Source organism: Streptomyces sp. NPDC025784 (genome assembly GCF_055558435.1).
On the sequence record NZ_JBVHMN010000011.1, the window covers coordinates 25,124 to 46,749 of the forward strand.

The 21,626-nt window shown below is 70.3% G+C and carries 20 protein-coding genes and 2 riboswitches; of the genes, 11 read left to right on the top strand and 9 right to left on the bottom strand.

What is annotated here, in order from left to right:
* Positions 1 to 628 precede the first annotated feature (628 nt).
* Both ACZ4IF_RS24275 and ACZ4IF_RS24280 read left to right on the top strand, forming a co-directional pair.
* Positions 629 to 1,477 (top strand): polysaccharide deacetylase family protein, encoded by an 849-nt coding sequence (locus tag ACZ4IF_RS24275; RefSeq protein ID WP_467566100.1) that lies wholly within the window; start codon positions 629 to 631, stop codon positions 1,475 to 1,477.
* Positions 1,478 to 1,488: 11 nt separating this feature from the next.
* Positions 1,489 to 2,700: a YncE family protein gene (locus tag ACZ4IF_RS24280; protein ID WP_467566686.1), complete on the top strand. Its 1,212-nt coding sequence runs from the start codon at positions 1,489 to 1,491 to the stop codon at positions 2,698 to 2,700.
* A 118-nt stretch (positions 2,701 to 2,818) separates the two neighbouring features.
* Here ACZ4IF_RS24280 and ACZ4IF_RS24285 read toward each other — a convergent pair whose 3' ends face one another.
* The gene (locus ACZ4IF_RS24285) at positions 2,819 to 3,460 is read right to left on the bottom strand and encodes a GNAT family N-acetyltransferase (RefSeq protein WP_467566103.1); all 642 of its coding nucleotides are present in this window, start codon (positions 3,458 to 3,460) and stop codon (positions 2,819 to 2,821) included.
* Between the two features lie 47 nt (positions 3,461 to 3,507).
* Between ACZ4IF_RS24285 and ACZ4IF_RS24290 the strand changes: the two genes are divergently transcribed.
* From ACZ4IF_RS24290 to ACZ4IF_RS24305, 4 genes are all read left to right on the top strand, one after another.
* Positions 3,508 to 4,455, top strand: a complete 948-nt coding sequence (locus ACZ4IF_RS24290) for a MerR family transcriptional regulator (protein WP_467566106.1) — start codon at positions 3,508 to 3,510, stop codon at positions 4,453 to 4,455.
* 60 nt (positions 4,456 to 4,515) lie between these two features.
* On the top strand, positions 4,516 to 4,728 hold the full coding sequence (locus ACZ4IF_RS24295) for an EF-hand domain-containing protein (RefSeq protein WP_359501586.1): 213 nt from the start codon (positions 4,516 to 4,518) through the stop codon (positions 4,726 to 4,728).
* Between the two features lie 514 nt (positions 4,729 to 5,242).
* Positions 5,243 to 5,968 carry an NADPH-dependent F420 reductase gene (locus tag ACZ4IF_RS24300; RefSeq protein WP_467566110.1) on the top strand — a complete coding sequence of 242 codons (726 nt, stop codon included), beginning with the start codon at positions 5,243 to 5,245 and terminating at the stop codon, positions 5,966 to 5,968.
* A 77-nt stretch (positions 5,969 to 6,045) separates the two neighbouring features.
* On the top strand, positions 6,046 to 6,729 hold the full coding sequence (locus tag ACZ4IF_RS24305; RefSeq protein ID WP_467566113.1) for an HAD-IA family hydrolase: 684 nt from the start codon (positions 6,046 to 6,048) through the stop codon (positions 6,727 to 6,729).
* On the opposite strand, the gene ACZ4IF_RS24310 is transcribed toward ACZ4IF_RS24305, so the two are convergent.
* From ACZ4IF_RS24310 to gcvT, 8 genes are all read right to left on the bottom strand, one after another.
* Complete coding sequence (locus ACZ4IF_RS24310; RefSeq protein ID WP_467566116.1) at positions 6,730 to 7,287, bottom strand: glycoside hydrolase family 25 protein; 558 nt, start codon at positions 7,285 to 7,287, stop codon at positions 6,730 to 6,732.
* 536 nt (positions 7,288 to 7,823) lie between these two features.
* Positions 7,824 to 8,846, bottom strand: coding sequence for a methyltransferase (locus tag ACZ4IF_RS24315; protein ID WP_467566119.1), 1,023 nt, complete (start codon positions 8,844 to 8,846; stop codon positions 7,824 to 7,826).
* Between the two features lie 275 nt (positions 8,847 to 9,121).
* Positions 9,122 to 9,916, bottom strand: coding sequence for an SDR family NAD(P)-dependent oxidoreductase (locus ACZ4IF_RS24320; protein ID WP_467566122.1), 795 nt, complete (start codon positions 9,914 to 9,916; stop codon positions 9,122 to 9,124).
* A 95-nt stretch (positions 9,917 to 10,011) separates the two neighbouring features.
* Positions 10,012 to 10,587, bottom strand: a complete 576-nt coding sequence (locus tag ACZ4IF_RS24325) for a TetR/AcrR family transcriptional regulator (RefSeq protein ID WP_467566125.1) — start codon at positions 10,585 to 10,587, stop codon at positions 10,012 to 10,014.
* A 331-nt stretch (positions 10,588 to 10,918) separates the two neighbouring features.
* On the bottom strand, positions 10,919 to 12,286 hold the full coding sequence (locus ACZ4IF_RS24330) for an L-serine ammonia-lyase (protein ID WP_028805314.1): 1,368 nt from the start codon (positions 12,284 to 12,286) through the stop codon (positions 10,919 to 10,921).
* A 172-nt stretch (positions 12,287 to 12,458) separates the two neighbouring features.
* Complete coding sequence (glyA, locus tag ACZ4IF_RS24335; protein WP_345656993.1) at positions 12,459 to 13,721, bottom strand: serine hydroxymethyltransferase; 1,263 nt, start codon at positions 13,719 to 13,721, stop codon at positions 12,459 to 12,461.
* A gap of 11 nt (positions 13,722 to 13,732) precedes the next feature.
* Positions 13,733 to 14,110: a glycine cleavage system protein GcvH gene (gcvH, locus tag ACZ4IF_RS24340; protein ID WP_028805312.1), complete on the bottom strand. Its 378-nt coding sequence runs from the start codon at positions 14,108 to 14,110 to the stop codon at positions 13,733 to 13,735.
* Between the two features lie 208 nt (positions 14,111 to 14,318).
* Positions 14,319 to 15,437 carry a glycine cleavage system aminomethyltransferase GcvT gene (gene gcvT, locus ACZ4IF_RS24345; RefSeq protein WP_467566129.1) on the bottom strand — a complete coding sequence of 373 codons (1,119 nt, stop codon included), beginning with the start codon at positions 15,435 to 15,437 and terminating at the stop codon, positions 14,319 to 14,321.
* A 34-nt stretch (positions 15,438 to 15,471) separates the two neighbouring features.
* A riboswitch (glycine riboswitch) is annotated at positions 15,472 to 15,584 on the bottom strand.
* A riboswitch (glycine riboswitch) is annotated at positions 15,585 to 15,682 on the bottom strand. It lies immediately after the preceding riboswitch.
* A gap of 168 nt (positions 15,683 to 15,850) precedes the next feature.
* Here gcvT and ACZ4IF_RS24350 point away from each other — a divergent pair.
* The 5 genes from ACZ4IF_RS24350 to ACZ4IF_RS24370 all read left to right on the top strand — a co-directional run bounded on the left by ACZ4IF_RS24350 (position 15,851) and on the right by ACZ4IF_RS24370 (position 21,602).
* Entirely contained in the window at positions 15,851 to 16,546 is a 696-nt protein-coding gene (locus ACZ4IF_RS24350; RefSeq protein ID WP_467566689.1) for an AAA family ATPase, read from the top strand.
* A 42-nt stretch (positions 16,547 to 16,588) separates the two neighbouring features.
* The gene (locus ACZ4IF_RS24355; protein ID WP_467566131.1) at positions 16,589 to 17,356 is read left to right on the top strand and encodes an enhanced serine sensitivity protein SseB; all 768 of its coding nucleotides are present in this window, start codon (positions 16,589 to 16,591) and stop codon (positions 17,354 to 17,356) included.
* 183 nt (positions 17,357 to 17,539) lie between these two features.
* A complete protein-coding gene (locus tag ACZ4IF_RS24360) occupies positions 17,540 to 18,340 on the top strand; it encodes an enhanced serine sensitivity protein SseB C-terminal domain-containing protein (RefSeq protein ID WP_467566134.1) in 801 nt (266 codons plus the stop codon).
* 452 nt (positions 18,341 to 18,792) lie between these two features.
* Complete coding sequence (locus tag ACZ4IF_RS24365; protein WP_359501572.1) at positions 18,793 to 19,791, top strand: ABC transporter permease; 999 nt, start codon at positions 18,793 to 18,795, stop codon at positions 19,789 to 19,791.
* Between the two features lie 59 nt (positions 19,792 to 19,850).
* Complete coding sequence (locus ACZ4IF_RS24370; protein ID WP_467566137.1) at positions 19,851 to 21,602, top strand: ABC transporter substrate-binding protein; 1,752 nt, start codon at positions 19,851 to 19,853, stop codon at positions 21,600 to 21,602.
* The last annotated feature ends 24 nt before the right edge of the window (positions 21,603 to 21,626 follow it).

Consider the following 21,626-nt stretch of genomic DNA (forward strand, 5'->3'; position numbering starts at 1 on the left):
ATCCGCGGCGCCGGCGACAACCATGGCCCGGGTCAATGGGTGGAGGTCGCACCGCTGACTATCGCAGACGGGCCCGACTGATCCAAAAGCACCGCCGAACCTGTACGCCCGCTGTGCACCACACGTTCACCTCCCACCCAACTCCCGCTCCACCGCCTCCAAATGCCCCCGGCCACCCCTTCTCCCGGGCCCTCGGAACTCCCCGAGGTCGGCCCGAACGGCCTCGTCCTCAATCGCCGGACGGGCTGAGAGGTGCCCCGACCCTCAAGCGGACGGGGATGTATGTGCGCACGCCCCCTGCCCCGTGCGGTCGGCCGCCGGCCGAAGGGGCCGTGCCGGTGCATCACATGCCCGTCGCCGACGGCGACACGGACCCGCCGAGGATCCACCAGCTCCCTCCGCACGACGGCTGCGACGGGCGGATCACCGGCACGGACCCGCCCCACCCACCGGACCGCACCCGCGGACCACGCACCCGTACGACGGCCACCACGGGCGGCACCCACCGGACCGGACCCGGGACGGTACCGCAGAGGGCGCCCACCGGCCCGGCCCCGGGGACCGCACACGCGACCCGTACATCCCCCACTGGGGCCAATCAACAGTTTCACGGGCGTTTCGCCCTTAAATGGTGCGGGTGACCACGCCGCCCGCACACCCCCCGCTGTCACCCACCACACCCCCCGCCCCGGACCGGCGGACGGCGCTGCGATCCGGGGCCGCGCTGGCCGCCGGAACGCTGACCGCAGGCTGCTCCACCGCAGGAGCCGCCGCGCCCCCGCCGACGCCCACACCCACATCCACGCACCCCCGACCCCAACCCCGGCCCACCGACAGCCGCTCGGCCACCGTCACCGCCCCCCGCACCTTCCCGTCCCAGCCCGCCGAGATCACCCACGGCCCCCGCACCCGCCCCCAGGTCGCCCTCACCTTTCACGGCCAGGGCGATCCGGCCATCGCCGCATCGGTGCTCGGCGAGGCGGAGAAGGCCGGCGCCCGCGTCACGGTGCTGGCCGTCGGCACCTGGCTCGACGAGCACCCCGACATCGCCCGCCGCATCCTCGACGGCGGCCACGACCTCGGCAACCACACCCTCCACCACCTGGACATCAACTCCATGCCGGAGGCGGACGCCGACGCGGAGATCCGCGGCTGCGCGGACCGCCTGAGACGGCTCACCGGCTCGATCGGCACCTGGTTCAGACCCTCCCGCACCGCCCGCGCCTCCCCGGAAGTCGCCCGGCTGGCCCGTCGCGCGGGCTACCCCCACGTCCTCTCCTACGACGTCGACTCGCTCGACTACACCTCGCCGGGCGCCCCCGCCGTCACCCGCAAGGTCATCGGCGAGGTCCGCAACGGTTCCGTGGTGAGCCTGCACTTCGGCTACGCGGACACGGTGACGGCCCTCCCTTCCCTCCTGCACGAACTCGACCGCCGTGGCCTGCGCGCGGTCACCACCACGGAGCTGCTGAGCTGATGCAGATGCTGATGCACCCCACCGCCGCCGGGCGCGCACGGACCACCGGCGTCGCCGTCGCCGCGCTCGCCGCCCTCGCCGCGCTCACCGGACTCACAGGCTGCGGCAGCGGGCCGACGGACCACGCGACCGAGGCCCTGGGCAGCAAGCCGGCCGTCCAGTCGCCGCCCCCGCCGAAGAAGCCGCAGGTGCGGGTCCTGCCCGGTATGCCCCCGGTGCTGAACCCCAAGGACGTCTACGCCGCGGACCGCCCGAACAAGCTCTCCCCGGTGGTCAAGGACTTCCCGTCCCGTGTCTACGTGCCCAACACCAACTCCAACACCGTCTCGGTCATCGACCCGAAGACGTACCGGGTCGTCAAGACGATCCCCGTCGGCACACAGCCCCAGCACGTCGTCCCGTCGTGGGACATGAAGACGCTGTGGGTCAACAACGACAAGGGCAACTCCCTCACCCCCATCGACCCGAAGACCGGCAAGGCGGGCAAGCCGGTCCCGGTGCACGACCCGTACAACCTCTACTTCACCCCGAACGGCAAGTACGCGATCGTCATGGCCTCGCTCGACCGCGAACTCGTCTTCCGCGACGCACACACCATGAAGCGGGTGAAGACCGAACCGGTGAGCTGCTACGGCGTGAACCACGCGGACTTCTCCCTGGACGGCCGCTACTTCATCGCGTCCTGCGAGTTCAGCGGCGAGGTGCTGAAGGTCGACACCGAGAAGATGAAGGTGGTCGCGCAGGAGAAGATCCCGTTCACGGGCTCGATGCCGCAGGACGTGAAGATCTCGCCCGACGGCAAGAGGTTCTACATCGCCGACATGATGGCGGGCGGCGTGTGGGTCCTGGACGGCGACAAGTTCTCCAAGCCGACCCTGCTGCGCACCGGCAAGGGCACGCACGGCCTGTACGTCAGCCGCGACTCGCGCCGGATGTACATCTCCAACCGTAGCGAAGGCACCATCTCCATCTTCGACTTCACGAAGAACCGGCTCACGGAGAAGTGGCCGCTGCCGGGCGGCGGCAGCCCGGACATGGGCGGGGTCTCGGCCGACGGCAAGGTCCTGTGGCTGTCGGGCCGTTACGACTCCGAGGTGTACGCCATCGACACCCGCACGGGCACGCAGCTCGCCCGCGTCCCGGTCGGGAGCGGTCCGCACGGCCTCGCGGTGTATCCGCAGCCGGGCCGCTACTCGCTGGGCCACACGGGCATCTTCCGCTAGCACCTGACACGCCGTCGTACGGCGGACGGTCCCCGGCCCGCCACCGCGGACCCGAACCTGAACTCGGCTCCCGCGCGCGCGGGCCGGGCGCGGTCGGACCCCGCCCGAGAGCCACGGTTCAGCGGGCGAGGAGCAGCGCCTCGGACCCCACCGGCAGGTACCCGGCCGCCTGGAACGCCCGCAGACTGCGGGCGTTCCCCGGCGAGATCTGGGCCCACACCGGCTCACCCCCGCCCAGATGCCGAGCCGCCGTCACCAACTGCCGTCCCAGCCCGCGTTGCCGGGCGTGCTCGTCCACCTCGACCGCGACCTCCAGGCGTCCCGCGACCCCGCGCCCGAGGACCAGGACGCCGCCGTCCGCGGCCCACACCCGTACGGCGTCGCGCCGCTTTTGGGCCCCGGCCACACGTGGATGGCCGGGGTCCTCGATCTCCGTGAGCCGCAGCGGCGGCGCGCCCGGCAGCGGGGAGCCGACGGCGAGCAGGTCGATCGTGTCGGTCGTGCGGCCCGTGCGGTCCAGGAACGCCGTCAGGAACCGTGCGTTCATGCTGGCCGCGAGGGCGTCGCAGCGCGCGGCGAGCATCGCCTCGCGCACCCACTCGGGGTCCTCGTCGGTGAAGACGACGGAGTGCGCGGTGAGGGCGAGGACCCCGGCGTCCCGGTGGCTCGGCTGGGGCACGACGGTCGTACCGCCGTCCGCGGGCGGGAAGTCACCCCGCGCGGCCGCGTCCAGAATGTCCCGCAGGTTCTCCGTCGCCATGGCGCTCCCTTGAGTCTCCACCCACTGGAAGGCCCAGACTCGCAGACATGCAGTCTTCCCCGGGGGGCCACCCCCATGACCCCCCGCACGACGGCACCGGTCTCTTCACCATCGGAGAGCTGTCCCGGAGCACCGGCCTGTCCGTCCGTACGATCCGGTACTGGTCGGACGAGGGAGCGTTGCCCCCGGTGACCCGTTCCGCGGGCGGCTACCGGCTGTTCGACGCCGCGTCCGTGGCCCGGCTGGAGCTGATCCGCACACTGCGCGAGCTCGGCCTGGGGCTGGACGACGTGCGCAAGGTGCTGGCCGGCGAGACGACGGTCGCGGAGGTGGCCGCCGCGCACGTGGCGGCGCTGGACGCGCAGATCCGCTCGCTGCAGGTGACCCGGGCGGTGCTGTCGACCGTGGCGCGACGCGGCTCGACCGCTGAGGAGATGACACTGATGAACAAGCTGGCGCGGCTCTCGGCCGCGGAACGCAAGCGCATCGTCGACGACTTCATGGAGGAGACGTTCGGGGGCCTGGACACGGCGGACCCCGACATCCGCACCCGGATGCGGTTCACCCTGGCGGACCTGCCGGAGGAGCCGACGCCCGAGCAGGTGGACGCCTGGGTGGAGCTGGCCGAGATGATCCAGGACCGGGGTTTCCGGGCGCGGATGCGGAAGATGATCGAGTTCAACGCGGCGGACCGGGGGCCCGATGTGCCGGCCGGCACCTCCGTGTGGTTCATGAGCCGGCTGGTGCAGCTCGCGGGTGAGGCGCTGGAGCGGGGTGTCGCGCCCGGGTCGCCGGAGGCCGAGGAAGTGCTGCGCGGGCTGCTCGGCGATGCCGACCGGGCTGCCGTCCTGGAACGCATGGAGTCCGCCGCGCATGTCGAGATGGCCCGTTTCCGGGAGCTGAACGCTCTGGTGCGTGGGACGGAGCCGCTGTCCGCCCACCGGGAGGAGTTCGCCTGGGTACTCGCCGCACTCCGTGCCGGGGCGGCCCGTTAATCTGACGTCCGTAAACACGGCAGTACTACATGCAGTCATGCACGACGAAGGGGCGGATCGGTGGCGGACATCGAGGAAGCACGCAAGCAGTTCCAGCGGATCGATACGGATGGTGACGGTTTCATCACCGCAGCCGAGTTCAAGACCGCCCTGGCCCAGGAGGGCGACTGGAACGTCACCGAGTCGGTCGCCGAGGTGATCATCAAGAGCCGGGACCTCAACGGGGACAAGGTCCTCTCGTTCGACGAGTTCTGGGCCCACCTGAACAAGTGACGTCCGCCCCGTGCGACGCGCGCAGAGAGCGCCCATCGGATCTCCGGTGGGCGCCCTCTGCGGTACCGTCCCGGGTCCGGTCCGGTGGGTGCCGCCCGTGGTGGTCGTCGTGCGGGTGCGTGGTCCGCGGGTGCGGTTTGGTGGGTGGGGCGGGTCGGTGCCGGTGATCCGCCCGTCGCAGCCGTCGTGCGGAGGGAGCTGGTGGATCCTCGGCGGGTCCGTGTCGCCGTCGGCGACGGGCATGTGATGCACCGGCACGGCCCCTTCGGCCGGCGGCCGACCGCACGGGGCAGGGGGCGTGCGCACATACATCCCCGTCCGCTTGAGGGTCGGGGCACCTCTCAGCCCGTCCGGCGATTGAGGACGAGGCCGTTCGGGCCGACCTCGACAGCACCGGGGGGTGCCGGACCGTAGGCCCACGGAAAGCCACCGGAGGGGCGCGGAGCCCCACCGTGGCCGGCCGTCCGCGACGACGTCACGACCCCCACCCGCATGCCGTACAGGACGGAATAGCGTGCTCGGAACCGGGGTTGGTGATCCCCATCAGGAGCATCAACCCTGGAAGGGCGTTGCACTCATGAAGATCGGCATCATCGGCGCGGGCAACATCGGCGGCAACCTCACCCGGCGGCTCACCGCCCTCGGTCACGACGTCTCCGTCGCCAACTCCCGCGGCCCCCACACGCTCACCGCGCTCGCCGAGGAGACCGGCGCGACACCCGTCGAGGTCGGGGAAGCGGCACGCGACGCCGACCTCGTCGTGGTCACGGTCCCGCTGAAGGCGGTGCCGGACCTGCCGTCCGGGCTCTTCGACGGAGCCGCGGACGGTGTGGCCGTCATCGACACCGGCAACTACTACCCGCAGCAGCGCGACGGCAGGATCGCCGCCATCGAGGACGAGGGACTCACGGAAAGCGGCTGGACGGCCCGGCAGATCGGTCACACCGTCGTCAAGGCATTCAACGGCACCTACGCCCAGGACATCCTCGACCGCCACCGTCCGGCCGGCGCCCCCGACCGCATGGCCCTCCCGGTGGCGGGGGACGACGAGGCGGCCAAGCGCGTCGTCCGCGCCCTCATCGACGAGCTCGGCTTCGACACCGTCGACGCCGGGAGCCTGGCCGACTCCTGGCGCCAGCAGCCCGGCACCCCGGTCTACGGCCTCCAGGAAGGCACCGACGCGGTGACGAAGGCGCTGGCGGAGGCGTCACCGGAGCGCTCGGCCGACTTCCGGGCCTGAGACCCCGCACCGCAGAACGCGGGCACTGGTGCGGCCCGACCTGCCCTCGGGCCGCACCCTTCCGGCATGATCATGACGTGAACAGCGAGAGCGTGAGGCAAGCCCCGGACCCGGCCCCCGGACCGTACGTCCTGTTCGACGTCGACGGCACCCTGATCGACGCGGTGGACAACCAGCGCCGGGTCTGGCACACCTGGGCCGAGCGGTACGGGCTGGATCCCGAGGAGGTCCACCGGGTCGCGCTGCGCACCCGCCCCCTGGAGACGTTCGAGACCGTCGCCCCGGACCGCGATCCGGGGGAGTGCCTGGCCGCCCTGCACGCGCTGGAGGACGAGGACGTGCGCACCGGCACCTACTCCGCCTTCGCGGGCGCCGCCGGCCTGCTCGCCGCCCTGCCGCCCGGCAGGTGGGGCCTGGTGACGTCGAACTACGCGCACCGGGTGCGCGGCCGGTTCGCCCGGACCGGCCTGCCCGTGCCCGGGGTCGTCGTGGACGCCGCCTCCGTCGCCGAGGGCAAGCCGTCGCCCGTGCCCTATCTGCTGGGTGCGGAGCTGCTCGGTGCCCGTCCGGCGGACTGCCTGGTGGTGGAGGACGCGCCGTCCGGGGTGACGGCCGGGCTGCGGGCCGGGATGACCGTCTGGGGCGTCAACGGGCCCGAGGTGGACGGCGTGCACCGCCACTTCGGCAGCCTCGGCGAGGCGGCACCCGAGATCCTGGCCTTCGTGAGGGGAGCGGACCGGGACCGCGCTTCCGGCGCCTGATCACTGCTTCAGGGCCCACGCGCGCAGCGCGGCCTCGTCCGCGAAGTTCGCGACGTCCTTGTCCAGCGGGTCGTCGGTGTACTGGTGGAAACGCCACGAGGCCTTGATGCGGGGCTTGCCCGCGGTCACGTAGTCGGCGATCCACAGTCCGTCCCCGGCGTACGAGGTGGTGTCGACGTTGAGCCAGTAGTTGCGGTTCGTGTAGAGCACCACCCGGTGGTGGGGCCGCAGCTCCTTCACCTTGCGGATGAACCGGTCCTTCTCCGCGTTGCCGGCGTGCGTGCCGTCGCCCGTCGTCTCCCAGTCCACGGCGAGCAGGTCGCCGGCCTTCTCCGGGGCCTTGCCCACGAAGTACTCGGCCTGCGCGGTGATGTTCCCCGGCCACAGGAAGTGGTAGAACCCGACCACGCATCCGGCGTCGCGCGCCGTCTTCACCTGCGCGGTCAGCTTCGGATTGACGTAGGAACGGCCTTCCGTCGCCTTGACGAAGACGAAGGAGAGACCGTCGGTGCCGTACGCGGACGACTGATAGGCGCTGACGTCGACGCCTCGCAGCATGGGGGCTCCCTGGGGTCGTGGGGGACAGGGGGTGCGCGGGTGCGCTAGCCTCCGCTTTCCCTCCGGCGGGCCCTCCCACCCCCGTGCGACGTGCCGGGAAGTCCGTCGGCCCGGGTCTGGCCAGTGGTGTCGACGCAATGCGGCCCCGCGGGTGGCCGCGCTGCCGCTTCTGGCGGGGTTGGGCCCGGACGTCCACCGGTCGGCTGCTGCCTTCGGCGCGGCGTTCGGGCGGGCCATGTCGATCAGTCCGGGGGCGCCGGCCGCGTGGGCGGCGGCGGCGTTCGCGTGCGTCCGGCGCCCCGCTCCTGGCCGCGTGCGTCCGGCGCCCCGCTCCTGGCCGCGTGCGGCCGGAATGCCGGATCCGTGGGGCCGGCACGGCTCCGCCGCTGGAGGGCACACGGGTGGGCGAGCACATCTTCGAGCCGAGTGTCAGCGGCCGTGGTGCGCGCAGCGGCGACCGCCCATGTCGTCGAACAGCGGTCCGTGGCGGGGCCGTTCGTGTGCCGCGCATCAACGCGGAGTGGTGGGACCCACGCTCACTTGGTGGCGTAGACGGCGGTGTAGCCGCCGATGAGATGGCGGGCCTCCACCTTGGTGAAGCCGGCGGCCCGGAGCCACTGGGTGGCGTCCGCGACCGTGTACTCCGACCCGCCCTCGGTGTCGATGAGCATGTTGAGCGACAGCATCAGGCCGTAGGTGTTGTGTCGGCGCTCGTCGTCGATCATGGCGTCGTAAACGATGAGTGTGCCGCCCTCGGGCAGGGCGTCGTAGGCCTTCTTGAGCAGGAACTGGCGCTGTTCCAGGTTCCAGTCGTGGAGGATCTGCCCCATGACGTAGACGTCGGCCTCGGGCAGCCGGTCGGAGAAGAAGTCTCCGCCGTGGAAGGTGAGGCGGTCGGTCAGACCGTGGGCCGCGACGAACTCCTCGAACACCGGGCCCACGGGGGGAAGCTCGAAGACGGCGCCGGTGATGTCCGGGTTGGAGTGCAGGACGGCGGCCGGCACCGCGCCGAGGGCTCCGCCGAGGTCGATGACGTGGCGGCGGCCGGTCCAGTCGAAGTCGGCTGCGAGCGCGGCGGCAAGGGGAGTGCTGACGCCGTTCATGCCGTTGAGGAAGGTGCGCCAGGCAACGGGGTCCTGGCTGAGCGTGGCGAAGAACGGGGCACCGCTGTGTGCGACCTCGTTCTGCAGGGTGCCGGTCCGCAGTGCGTCGGTGAGGTTGTTCCAGAAGCCGAAGAGGCGGGTGTTGGCCATCTCGAGGATGCCGCCCACGTACGACGGCTTGGCCCGGTCCAGGAACAGGTCCCCGGCGGGGGTGTTGCGGTAGGTGCCGTCCTCGTCGCGGGTCAGCACCTCGAGTGACACCAGGGCGTCGAGGAAGTCCGCGGAGGACCTGGGGTGCAGGCCCACCTCGGAGGCGAGGGACTCACGGTCGCGGTCGCCGCCGGCCAGCACCGTGAAGACGCCCAACTCCACTGCGCTCAGAAGCGTCTTGGAAGCCATGAAGCCCAGGCCGAGCTGAAGAAGCGGCTCAGGAGTGATCGGGTCGTCGAACGACATGTATGTCTCCACTTGGATTGTAAGTTGAATAGTAAACATTGCTTGCTCCGTGACCGGCCGTAGGGCTGTCACGCGGCGTGACGTGGGAGCGGGCCGCGGGAGGGAAGAAGTCTCTGACCACCTAAGTCGCCTTTTCGGGCACAGCCCTGTGGTCCGGGGTGGCTCCTGTCGTGGCGCGGGGAGGCCCCGGCCGCCCGGTGTCGGGTGTCGGCACCCCACGCGGGGCGGGCCGGAGCATCGGCCGCGTCGGCCGGATGCCGTGCCCTGTGCGGGCGTCAGAGTGTCTTGGTCTGGCCGCCGTCGATGACGGTCTCCGTTCCCGTGATGTTGGCGGCGAGTGGGGAGGCGAGGAAGAGGGTGAGGTCGGCGACCTCGTGCGCCTCGGTGATCCGGCCGGAGCTGATGCTCATGCTCTGCGGCACGACCACGTCCAGCGCCTCCTGTGCGGTGGTCCCGGCGGCCGCGGCGGTGGCGTCGGCGAACCCGCCCGGAGCGGTCCAGAACGGCGTGCGGACCGGTCCGGGAGCGATCGCGTTGACGCGAACGCCCTGAGGGGCGAACTCCTCGGACAACGACTTGTTCAGGTTGGTCAACGCGGCCTTGGCCGCCGAGTAGTCGACCACCATGGGGAAGGGCAGCCGAGCGTTGATCGAGCTGATGTTGACGATCGCCGCGCCGCCGGTCGCGACCAGGTGGGGAAGGGCTGCACGGCTGGCGCGGACGGCGCTGAAAAAGGTCAGGTCGAAGATTCGTTGCCAGTCGGTGTCGCTGACCTTGAGGAACGACTCGCGGGGCTCGGCGGCGCCCACGTTGTTGACGAGGATGTCCAGGCGATGGTGACGCTCCACGGCCTGCTGGATCAGGGTCTCCGCTCCCTCTGCGGTGGAGAGGTCGACCGCCACGACCGTGACGTCGTGGCCGGCGGCCAGGGCGTCCAGTTCGGGAGTGGAGGAGCGGCTGCCGGCCACGACCTTGACGCCCTCTCGGGCCAGCTTCTCGACCACGGCCAGGCCTATGCCCTTGCTGGCTCCGGTGACGACGGCAACCTTGTCCTTGAGGTGCAGTTCCATGACGGGTCCCTTTCTGGATTGACCAATACATAATTGTGGCAGGGTGAGTGGCAGGGTGAATCGCGAGCGGGAGGCGGTGGGGTTTCCTGCGGTGCTCAGTCCAGTGCGCGCATCGCCGTGGACAGGGCGTCCTCCACGAACTCCCTCCCCATGCGTGCTCCGCCGACGACACGGATCCCCTGGATGAACGTGGTCAGGAACCTGGCCAATTCCCTCGGGTTCTTCTCCGGAGAGATCTCGCCCTTCGCTTGTGCCCGCTCCAAGGCGCCGGCGAGGAAGGACTCGACCTGCCGGATCGCGGTGCTGACGCGGTCCGCTGCCGAGGGCTGGTCACCGCACTCTGTGGCGGTGTTGACCACGAGGCAGCCGCGCGTGGGGTCGGCCAGGTCCGCCTCGATCATGGAGGTGAGCACCTTGCGGACTGCGGGCCGGATCTCGGGCGTCTCGTCGAGGGCCCTCTCCAGGTCGCCGCCCTGGAGGGAGACGTAGCGGTCGAGGGAGCGGAAGTAGAGCTGCTCCTTCGAGCCGAAGGCCGCGTAGAAACTGCCGCTGCCTATCGACAGCTCCTTCAGCAGGTCCTGCAGGGATGTCTCGGCGTAGCCCCGGCGCCAGAACAGATCCATGGCACGGTCTACCGCCTGATCGATGTCGAATTCCCTGGTGCGTGCCATGGGGGCAGCGTAGCGCGATTTGTGGAATAGTCAATCCACTATGAGCGCAGGGCTCACTCGCGGTATCCGTGCAGGTGAAGGTCTGTGCGCTGAGAGTGTGACGGCGTCCACGTGTGCGGGGTGAGCCTTGGCGGCTTGACGGCGATGGCGCCGGGCCCGCTGCCGGAAGACCACGACGTCCCCCGGTGACGGGCCGGGATCCGCTCGGACCGGCACGGTGAGGTGAGTTCAGGTCCGGCGCAGGGATGCCGACGCGACCGCCACCGTCGGTGTACCAGCGCCGGTGCGCGTCCTGGGCTCGCGCCGAACGCGCTGGTCAGGGCCTTCTCCCTCAGCACTCGATGATGTTGACCGCCAGCCCGCCCCGCGCCGTCTCCTTGTACTTGACGCTCATGTCCGCGCCGGTGTCCTTCATGGTCTTGATGACCTTGTCGAGGGAGACCTTGTGGGAGCCGTCGCCGCGCATCGCCATCCGCGCGGCGGTGACGGCCTTCACGGCCGCCATGCCGTTGCGCTCGATGCACGGGATCTGGACGAGTCCGCCCACCGGGTCGCAGGTCAGGCCCAGGTTGTGCTCCATGCCGATCTCGGCGGCGTTCTCGACCTGTTCGGGGCTGCCGCCGAGGACCTCGGCGAGGGCGCCGGCCGCCATCGAGCAGGCGGAGCCGACCTCGCCCTGGCAGCCGACCTCTGCGCCGGAGATGGAGGCGTTCTCCTTGAAGAGCATGCCGATGGCGCCGGCGGCGAGCAGGAAGCGGACGACGCCGTCCTCGTCCGCGCCCGGCACGAAGTTGATGTAGTAGTGCAGGACGGCCGGGATGATGCCCGCGGCGCCGTTGGTGGGGGCGGTGACGACGCGGCCGCCCGCCGCGTTCTCCTCGTTCACGGCCATCGCGTAGAGGGTGATCCACTCCATGGCGTGGGCCAGCGGGTCGCCCTCGGCGCGCAGCTGGCGGGCGGAGACGGCGGCCCTCCTGCGCACCTTCAGGCCGCCGGGCAGGATGCCCTCGCGGGTCATTCCGCGCGAGACGCACGCCTGCATGACGCGCCAGATGCCGAGGAGCCCCTCGCGGATCTCCTCCTCGGTGCGCCAGGCCCGCTCGTTCTCCAGCATCAGCGCGGAGATCGACAGACCGGTCTCGCGGGTCAGCCGCAGCAGTTCGTCGCCGGTGCGGAAGGGGTACTTCAGGACGGTGTCGTCGAGCTTGATGCGGTCCTCGCCGACCGCGTCCTCGTCGACGACGAAGCCGCCGCCCACGGAGTAGTACGTCTTCTCCAGCACGAGGCCGCCGGAGGCGTCGTACGCGAAGACCGTCATGCCGTTGGCGTGGTACGGCAGGGCCTTGCGGCGGTGCAGGACCAGGTCGTCGTCGAAGGCGAAGCCGATCTCCCGCTCGCCGAGCAGGTTGATCCGCCCGGAGGACTTGATCTCCTCGACGCGTTCGTCGGCGCCCTCGACGTCCACGGTGCGCGGGGAGGCGCCCTCCAGGCCGAGCAGGACCGCCTTGGGGGTGCCGTGGCCGTGGCCGGTCGCGCCGAGGGAGCCGTAGAGCTCGGCGCGTATGGAGGTCACCTGGTCGAGCAGTCCCTCGTTGCGCAGGCGGCGGGCGAACATGCGGGCCGCGCGCATCGGGCCCACGGTGTGGGAGCTGGACGGGCCGATGCCGATCGAGAACAGGTCGAAGACCGAGATGGCCACGGGAACTCCTTGGTGGTCGCGCCGGACGCCGTTGTCCGGTGGAGGTGGTGCAGGGACTGCGGGAACTGCATGGAACGGGGCACCGCGCTCGGTTTCCAGTGTGCGCGGTGCCCCGGACGTCCGTACGAAGGGGACCGTACGAACCAAAACGTACGACAGAAAGCGTACGAAATTACTTCAGGCCGGGGTACAGAGGGTGCTTGTCCGCCAGGGCGGACACGCGGGCCTTCAGGGACGCGGCGTCGTACGACGGCTTGAGCGCCTCGGCGATGATGTCCGCGACCTCGGTGAAGTCCTCGGCCTGGAAGCCGCGGGTGGCGAGGGCGGGCGTGCCGATGCGCAGGCCGGAGGTGACCATGGGCGGACGCGGGTCGTTGGGGATGGCGTTGCGGTTGACCGTGATGCCGACCTCGTGGAGGCGGTCCTCGGCCTGCTGCCCGTCCAGCTCGGAGTTGCGCAGGTCCACCAGGACCAGGTGCACGTCCGTGCCGCCGGACAGGACGTCGACGCCGACGGCCTTCACGTCGTCCTGGACGAGGCGCTCGGCCAGGATGCGGGCGCCCTCCAGCGTGCGCTGCTGGCGCTCCTTGAACTCGTCCGAGGCGGCGACCTTGAACGACACGGCCTTGGCCGCGATCACGTGCTCCAGCGGGCCGCCCTGCTGACCGGGGAAGACCGCGGAGTTGATCTTCTTGGCCAGCTCGGCCGTCGAGAGGATCACGCCGCCGCGCGGGCCGCCCAGCGTCTTGTGGGTGGTCGTGGTGACGACGTGGGCGTGCGGCACCGGGTTGGGGTGCAGGCCCGCGGCGACCAGTCCGGCGAAGTGCGCCATGTCGACCATGAGGTACGCGCCGACCTCGTCGGCGATGCGGCGGAACTCCGCGAAGTCGAGCTGACGCGGGTAGGCCGACCAGCCCGCCACGATCAGCTTCGGCCGGGACTCCTTGGCCAGGCGCTCGACCTCGGCCATGTCGACCTGACCGGTCTCGTCGTCCACGTGGTAGGCGACCACGTCGTACAGCTTGCCGGAGAAGTTGATCTTCATGCCGTGGGTCAGGTGCCCGCCGTGCGCGAGGTTCAGACCCATGATCGTGTCGCCCGGCTTGAGCAGCGCGAACATCGCGGCCGCGTTGGCCTGGGCGCCCGAGTGCGGCTGCACGTTCGCGTGCTCGGCACCGAAGAGCGCCTTGATGCGGTCGATGGCGATCTGCTCGACCACGTCGACGTGCTCGCAGCCGCCGTAGTAGCGGCGGCCGGGGTAGCCCTCGGCGTACTTGTTGGTGAGGACCGAACCCTGGGCCTCCATGACCGCGACCGGAGCGAAGTTCTCCGACGCGATCATCTCCAGGGTGGACTGCTGGCGGTGCAGCTCGGCGTCGACGGCGGCGGCGACGTCCGGGTCCAGTTCGTGAAGGGGCGTGTTCAGAAGCGACATGCGGTGACTCCTCAGCCGGCGGTGAAAGCGGTGTACTCGTCCGCGGACATGAGGTCCTCCGGCTCGTCCGTGACGCGTACCTTGAACAGCCAGCCGCCCTCGAAGGGGGCGGAGTTCACCAGCGACGGGTCGTCCACCACGTCCTGGTTGGCCTCGACGACCTCGCCGGTGACCGGCGCGTAGAGGTCGCTGACCGACTTGGTCGACTCCAGCTCGCCGCAGGACTCGCCCGCGGTCACCGTGTCACCGACCTCCGGAAGCTGGGCGTAGACGACGTCGCCGAGCGCGTTGGCCGCGAACTCGGTGATGCCGACCGTCGAGACGCCGTCCTCGGCGACCGACAGCCACTCGTGCTCCTTGCTGTAGCGCAGCTGCTGGGGGTTGCTCATGGCCTGAATTCTCCTGTACGCGGGGGACTGCTGATGTCGGGGGTACCCCGTGCCCGGACGAAGCCGGAAACCCGGGGGAGGGGTGGTCATGGGATACGAGACGGCACGCCGGGGCACAGGTCACGCACCAACGCGCGCGGGTACCCCCGCGGCGCTCGCTCGGTCCGCTTCCTTCCGGTGCCCATGGCGTCCGTCGCGCGCCCGGTGCCTACTTCTGGCGCTTGTAGAACGGCAGGGCCACGACCTCGTACGGCTCGTGGCTGCCCCGGATGTCCACGCCGACACCGGCGGACCCGGGCGCAGCGTGCGCGGCGTCGACGTACGCGATCGCGATCGGCTTGCCCAGCGTCGGGGACGGGGCGCCCGAGGTGACCTCGCCGATCACCGTGCCGTCGGCGACGACGGTGTACCCGGCGCGCGGCACGCGACGGCCCTCGGCGATCAGGCCGACGAGGACCCGCGGAGGGCTCTTCTCGGCCCGCTCGGCGGCGGCCTCCAGGGCCTTGCGGCCCACGAAGTCGCCCTCCTTCTCGAACTTCACGACCCGCCCGAGCCCGGCGTCGAAGGGCGTCAGCGAGGTGGTCAGCTCGTGCCCGTACAGCGGCATGCCGGCCTCCAGGCGCAGCGTGTCGCGGCAGGACAGGCCGCAGGGGACGAGGCCGACGGGGGCGCCCGCCTCGGTGAGCGCCTGCCACAGCCGCTCGGCGTCCGCGGGCGCCACGAAGAGCTCGAAGCCGTCCTCACCGGTGTAGCCGGTGCGGGCGATGAGCGCCTGGACGCCGGCCACGGTGCCCGGCAGGCCCGCGTAGTACTTCAGGCCGTCCAGGTCGGCGTCGGTGAGCGACTTGAGGATGCCGGGGGACTCGGGGCCCTGTACGGCGATCAGGGCGTACGCGTCGCGGTCGTCGCGGACCTCGGCGTCGAACCCGTCCGCGCGCTCGGTGAGCGCGTCGAGGACCACCTGGGCGTTGGAGGCGTTGGCGACGACCATGTACTCGGTCTCGGCGAGCCGGTAGACGATCAGGTCGTCGAGGATGCCGCCGTCCTCCTGGCAGATCATCGTGTAGCGCGCGCGGCCGACGCCGACGGAGGCGATGTTGCCGACCAGGGCGTAGTTCAGCAGGGCGGCGGCCTGCGGCCCGGTGACGGTGATCTCGCCCATGTGCGAGAGGTCGAACAGACCGGCCTTCGTGCGGACGGCGAGGTGCTCGTCGCGCTCGGAGCCGTACCGCAGGGGCATGTCCCAGCCTGCGAAGTCGGTCATCGTCGCGCCGAGCGAGCGATGCAGGGCATCGAGCGCGGTGTGACGGGGTGCGTTGCTGCTCATCGGTGGGGCTCCCAAGGCATGACGGCGAGGTCGTTCCTCCCCATCTGTCATCGGAACCTGAGAGGTTCGCCACGACCCCACGAAACGGTGGTCGTGACTTGCACCTTGGGTGGAGCCACTGGTCAGCGGCCCGCTTTTCAGATGTGCCTCGCCCGCGCGGTAACGGGGCCTGAGAGATTCAAGGGAGGGACTTGCTCCTTCGGCGCCCGGGAACTCGTGCCCCAGGACTCTCCCGCGCGGATTCAAGCGGCCGGTATGCAGTTGGCGCGCACATCATTGCACGCGCCGTCCGATCGGGGCAGTCCGCATCTGTAACCGGCCTGTGGCAGTCCGAGTACGGAAACGAGAGAGACGACGCATTACCTTCTCTTTACACTCGACGGGGATGGGACTCCACACCCAAGGGGAGGACGATCACGGTGAACAGGACCACGGCGTACGCGACGACCTCGGGAATTGCCCTGCCCAAGCAGCCCGGCGCCCCGGCCCGGGAGGCGTGCGGCCCGCTCCCGGCGGCCGTCGTCCGCGACCTGAGGGCACGCGCCGGGCACAGCCCGCACGGCCTGCTCTTCGGGGCGTCCGACGTCGTGGTGGTCACGGGGCTGCCCGGCAGCGGCAAGTCGACCCTGATGCGCCGGGCCGTCACGGGCCCGCGCATCGACTCCCAGGACACCCGTGACCGCTGGGACGCCGGGAGGGCCCGATGGCTGCCGTACGCGGTCTACCGCCCCTTCGTCCGCCTCGCGCACTACGCGGGGCTGCGTCGCGCGCTGCGCTCCGGCGCCGGCGTCGTCGTGCACGACTGCGGCACGCAGGCCTGGGTGCGCCGCTGGCTGGCCCGCGAGGCCCGGCGCCGGGGCGGCTCGCTGCACCTGCTGCTGCTCGACGTCCCGCCCGGCACGGCGCTCCGGGGCCAGCACGACCGGGGCCGCGGTGTCTCGCGCTACGCCTTCGCACGGCATCGCGGAGCCGTGGCCAGGCTGCTGCGTGCCGTGGAGAAGGGCGACCTGCCCGAGGGCTGCGGCTCGGCGGTGCTCATCGACCGTGAGGCGGCGGGCGTGCTGCGCCGGATCGACTTCGACGGCCGGGCCGTCACCGACGCCCACTAATCTTTCCAGCCGGAACAGTGGTTCGAAGCAGGCGGTAGACAGATGGACTTCCCGGCACAGGCGCACCCCCATCCGCACGGCGGATGGCCCGGCAACGAGCTGGAGGAGGTGCTGTCCGCCTCGCTCGGCGTGCCCTCGGCCGGTGCCCGCATCATCGAGGTCCTCGGCCGCAGCTTCGTCTGGGTGCCCCTGCCGAACGGCGGCGGTCCGCACAGCGGCCCCCTCGACCTGCCGACGCTGGAGATCGAGGGCCAGGCGTACGTCCCCGTGTTCAGCTCCGAGGAGCAGTTCCGCCAGGTCACCGGCGGTCACCTGTCGTACACGATCGCGCCCGCCGTCGAGTTCGCCCGGGGCCTGCCGCCCCAGGTCGGCATCGCAATCAACCCGGACGGCGTGGTCGGCGTACCCCTGCCGCCCATCGCGGTGGCCGAGCTGTGCCGGGCGGGGCGGACCCCGCTGGACGGGCCGGCGAGCGGCGGCCGGGTGCGGCTGTTCGAGCCCGACTGGCAGGACGACCCGGTGGACTTCCTGTCCGCCGCGTCGGCCGAGTTCGCCGGGACCGGCGTCGTGCTCAGCGCCCGCCGCTGCCTGGCCAGCATCGAGGGCGGCGCCCCGGTGATGTTCATCGGCGTCGAGCTCTCCCAGTGGGAGGGCGACGCCCGCACGCTCCCGCTCGACGCGCTGGGCCGTGCTCTCGGCCGGGTCCCGGTCGGCCACGCCGTGAACCTGGTTCTCCTGGACGTCGCCCAGGACCCGGTGGGCGACTGGATACGCGCCCAGGTGCGGCCCTTCTACCAGCGCGAGTACTGACCCCGGCACGAGCGTGAGCGGTGACACCACGGAGACCCGTGACGCCGTGCGTCAAGTCGCTGTCAGGATCGCCGCTTAAGCTGGTTTCATGGCTCGGTCGAGGTGTTGACGCAGGTTCGTCACCGGTGGCTCGGGCGTATTGGATGAGTTCGTCGTGAATTGTTCGCGAAGGGGCGGTTGAGGGTGAGCGCGTCGGGCACGGCCGCGGCCGGGCAGGTCGAGCACATGCTGCGCCAGGTGACCCCCGGGCGCTACGACGCCTACGAGGCGCTCCTTCGCGCGCTCGCGACCCCGTCGTCCGGTCAGGTCTGGATGCTCCTGTGGCACGGCCAGGCCGGGTCCCCGGACGCCCAGTACGGGAACATGGAGGTGGACGGCTTCGGCTACGCGCCGTGCGTCACCTCCGCCCAGGAGCTCTCGGCCAGTGGCTGGAACCGCTCGTACGAGGTGGTCGACGGCCTCGACGTCGCCCGCACCCTCTACCCCGACCATTTCGGCCTCTGGCTCAATCCGCACGCGCCCGGCGGCGGCATGGGCATCCCCTGGCTGGACCTGCGGCGCATCGCCGCGGGCCTGGAGCGGCAGCCCGCCGGACCGCTGCGGCTGTCCGAACCGGGCATCGAGATCCCGCAGTTCTACGCCCTGCTCACGCAGAACGCGCACCGCACCTCCGCCGTGCGGTCGCTGCGCCGTGCCTGGGTGCAGCCGGCCCTCGGGGCGCCCTATCTCGCCATCGGCCTTGACGTGTACGACACTTCGCCGCCCGCGGTCGACTCGGTGCGCGCCATGATGCAGCAGTCCATCGGCGCGGTCCCCGACGGGCTGCCCGTCTCGACCGTGGCGATGTCCGACGAGTACGACCCGGTCGCCATGTGGCTGCGGGCCAACGCCCGGCCGTTCTACGACCGTGAGGCCCACGCGGCCCCGGCCCAGGCGCCGTTGGCGGGCGGCTACGGTTATCCGCCGGCCCGAGGTGGATACTGACGGCGCACGCCGGCGGCCCGCCGTCCGTGGCCCAGCGGTCGCGCAGGCGTTCTCCGCGGCAGTGTCTTGGGCCTGACCTGCAGAGGAACCGGCGTAAGGGATGCTTGTCCGGGTTGGGGTGGACGCGTACCGAAAGAGGGCGTCATGGCCCCTTCCGGCGCAACTGCCCCCTGTCCGCCTCGCGTTACCCACTGTTCGGATAACGGAATCCCCTTAAGAGCATCACGGTTGCGCATACTTTCTCCATCAGACCTGGCACGTGATCGTGGCGGCACTGAAGACTCGCCCATCAGACATGGGGTCATCGATCCTGTGAGCGAGTGCAAGTCGAACGATCAGCCGGGTCACCAGGTCGCACCATCTGCGGCCGACCTCCCGGCACGCAAGTGAACCAAGCCGCAGACAGCGGCAGGCGTAGGCCGGTCACCACCGGCGAGAGGGGTCGGGTCACTGTGACCGCACCGATCGAGACCACCGCGGCGGCATCGGAAGCGCAGCCAGAGGCTGTGCTTGCCGGAGTCGGCAAGGGGCAGATCGAGGGCCGTTCCCTGGGACAGATCGCCTGGACGCGCTTCAAGCGCGACAAGGTGGCGGTCGCCGGCGGTGTCATCGTCGTGCTGCTCATCCTGATGGCCATCCTCGCCCGGCCCATCCAGTCGCTGCTGGGTCTGGACCCGAACGCCTTCAACCAGGATCTGATCGACGCCAACACCTCGCTGCCCAAGGGCGGGATGGGCGGCATGAGCGCGGACCACCCGCTCGGTGTGGACCCGAAGTTCGGCCGCGACCTCGCCACCCGCCTCCTGGAGGGCTCCTGGGTCTCGCTGGTCGTCGCCTTCGGCGCCACCATCCTGTCGAACGTGATCGGCGCGATCCTCGGCGTCGTCGCGGGCTTCTACGGCGGGCGGGTCGACTCGATCATCAGCCGCCTGATGGACACCTTCCTCGCCTTCCCCCTCCTGCTCTTCGCGATCGCCATCTCCGCCACCCTGCAGGGCGGCGCGTTCGGCCTCGAAGGGCTCCCGCTCCACCTGAGCGTGCTGATCTTCGTGATCGGCTTCTTCAACTGGCCCTACCTGGGCCGGATCGTGCGCGGTCAGACCCTTGCCCTGCGCGAGCGAGAGTTCGTGGACGCCTCCCGGGGCATGGGCGCCAAGGGCCCGTACATCCTGTTCCGGGAGCTGCTGCCCAACCTGGTCGGCCCGATCATCGTCTACTCGACGCTGCTCATCCCGACCAACATCCTCTTCGAGGCCTCCCTGAGCTTCCTCGGGGTCGGCATCCAGCCGCCGCAGGCATCGTGGGGTGGCATGCTCAGGGAAGCGGTCAACTACTACGAGGTCGACCCTCAGTTCATGATCGTCCCCGGCCTCGCCATCTTTGTGACCGTCCTCGCGTTCAACCTGCTCGGCGACGGTCTCCGTGACGCTCTCGACCCGCGCAGCCGTTGATGCCTGACGCACACCGAGAGCCCATCAAGTTTCCGACAATGGAGGGGAACCCGCCCATCATGCGAAGGTCAGCGCTGGCCGCAGTTGCGGCCATCGGCTCCGCGAGTCTGCTCGTCGCAGGCTGCAGCAAGGCCGATGACAACAAGAACGACGACACCACCAAATCAGCTGGGGCCAACGCAGCGACCAAGGACGTCGTCAACGCCTCCACGAAGAAGGGGGGCACGGTCACGTACGAGTACTCCGACGTGCCGGACTCCTTCGACCCGGGCAACACGTACTACGCGTACATGTACAACCTCAGCCGGCTGTACGCCCGTCCGCTGATGACGTTCCAGCCCGGCGCCGGCGAGAAGGGCAACACCCTCGTCCCGGACCTCGCGGAGAGCAAGGGCGTCCCGAGCGACGGCGGCAAGACCTGGACGTACAAGCTGCGTGCGGGTCTGAAGTACCAGGACGGCACCGCGATCACGTCCAAGGACGTCAAGTACGCGGTCGAGCGCTCCAACTTCGCGCGTGACGTGCTCTCCCTCGGCCCCAACTACTTCCAGCAGTTCCTCAAGGGCGGCGACAAGTACAAGGGCCCCTACAAGGACAAGAGCGCCAAGGGCCTGTCGTCGATCGAGACCCCCGACGACACGACCGTCGTGTTCCACCTGAAGACGGCCTTCCAGGAGTTCGACTACCTGGTCGCCTCGCCGCAGACGGCTCCGGTCCCGCAGGCCAAGGACAACGGCGTCGACTACGTCAAGAACATCGTGTCCTCGGGCTCGTACAAGTTCCAGAGCTACTCCGACGGCAAGCAGGCCGTCCTCGTGCGCAACGAGAACTGGGACGCCAAGACGGACCCGCTGCGCAAGCAGTACCCGAACAAGATCGTCGTCAACCTGAAGGTCAACGCCGAGACGATCGACAAGGACGTCCTCGCGGGCGACGCGATCGACCTCGGTGGCACCGGTGTCCAGGCCGCGACCCAGGCGCAGCTGCTCAGCTCCGCCGACAAGAAGGCCGACACGGACAACACCTACGGTGGCCGTCTCGTCTACATGGCGATCAACACCAAGGTGAAGCCGTTCAACAACGTGGCGTGCCGCAAGGCCGTCCAGTTCGCGATCGACAAGGTCTCGGTGCAGACCGCCGAGGGCGGCCCGATCCGCGGCGACATCGCCTCCACCGTCCTCCCGCCGGACATCCCGGGCTACGCCAAGTCGGACGTCTACGCGTCCGCCGGCAACAAGGGTGACGCGGCCAAGGCCAAGGACCAGCTCAAGGCCTGCGGCAAGTCGACCATCAGCACCAACATCTCCGCGCGCAGCGACCGCCCGCAGGAGATCGACGCGGCCACCGCGATCATCGCGTCGCTGAAGAAGGCCGGCATCAACGCCACCCTGAAGCAGTACCCGTCGGGCAAGTACTTCACCGACTACGCGGGTGTCCCGAAGTTCACCGAGAAGCAGAACATCGGCCTGATCATGATGCAGTGGGGTGCCGACTGGCCCTCCGGCTACGGCTTCCTGCAGCAGATCCTGAACGGCTCCGCGATCGGTGCCTCGGGTAACACCAACCTGTCGCAGTACGACAACAAGGACGTCAACGCCCTCCTCGAGAAGGCGATCGGCACGCAGGACGACGCCGCGCGCAACGCCCTGTACACCGAAATCGACAAGAAGACCATGGACGACGCCGTCCTCGTGCCGCTGACCTACTTCAAGGTTCTGCTGGCCCGCCCGAAGTACGCGACCAACCTGGTCTCCACGGCGGCCTTCAGCGGTCAGTACGACTACCTCAACATCGGCACCACGAAGAAGTAGCAGCCCCGGAAGGCAGGTGAAGGC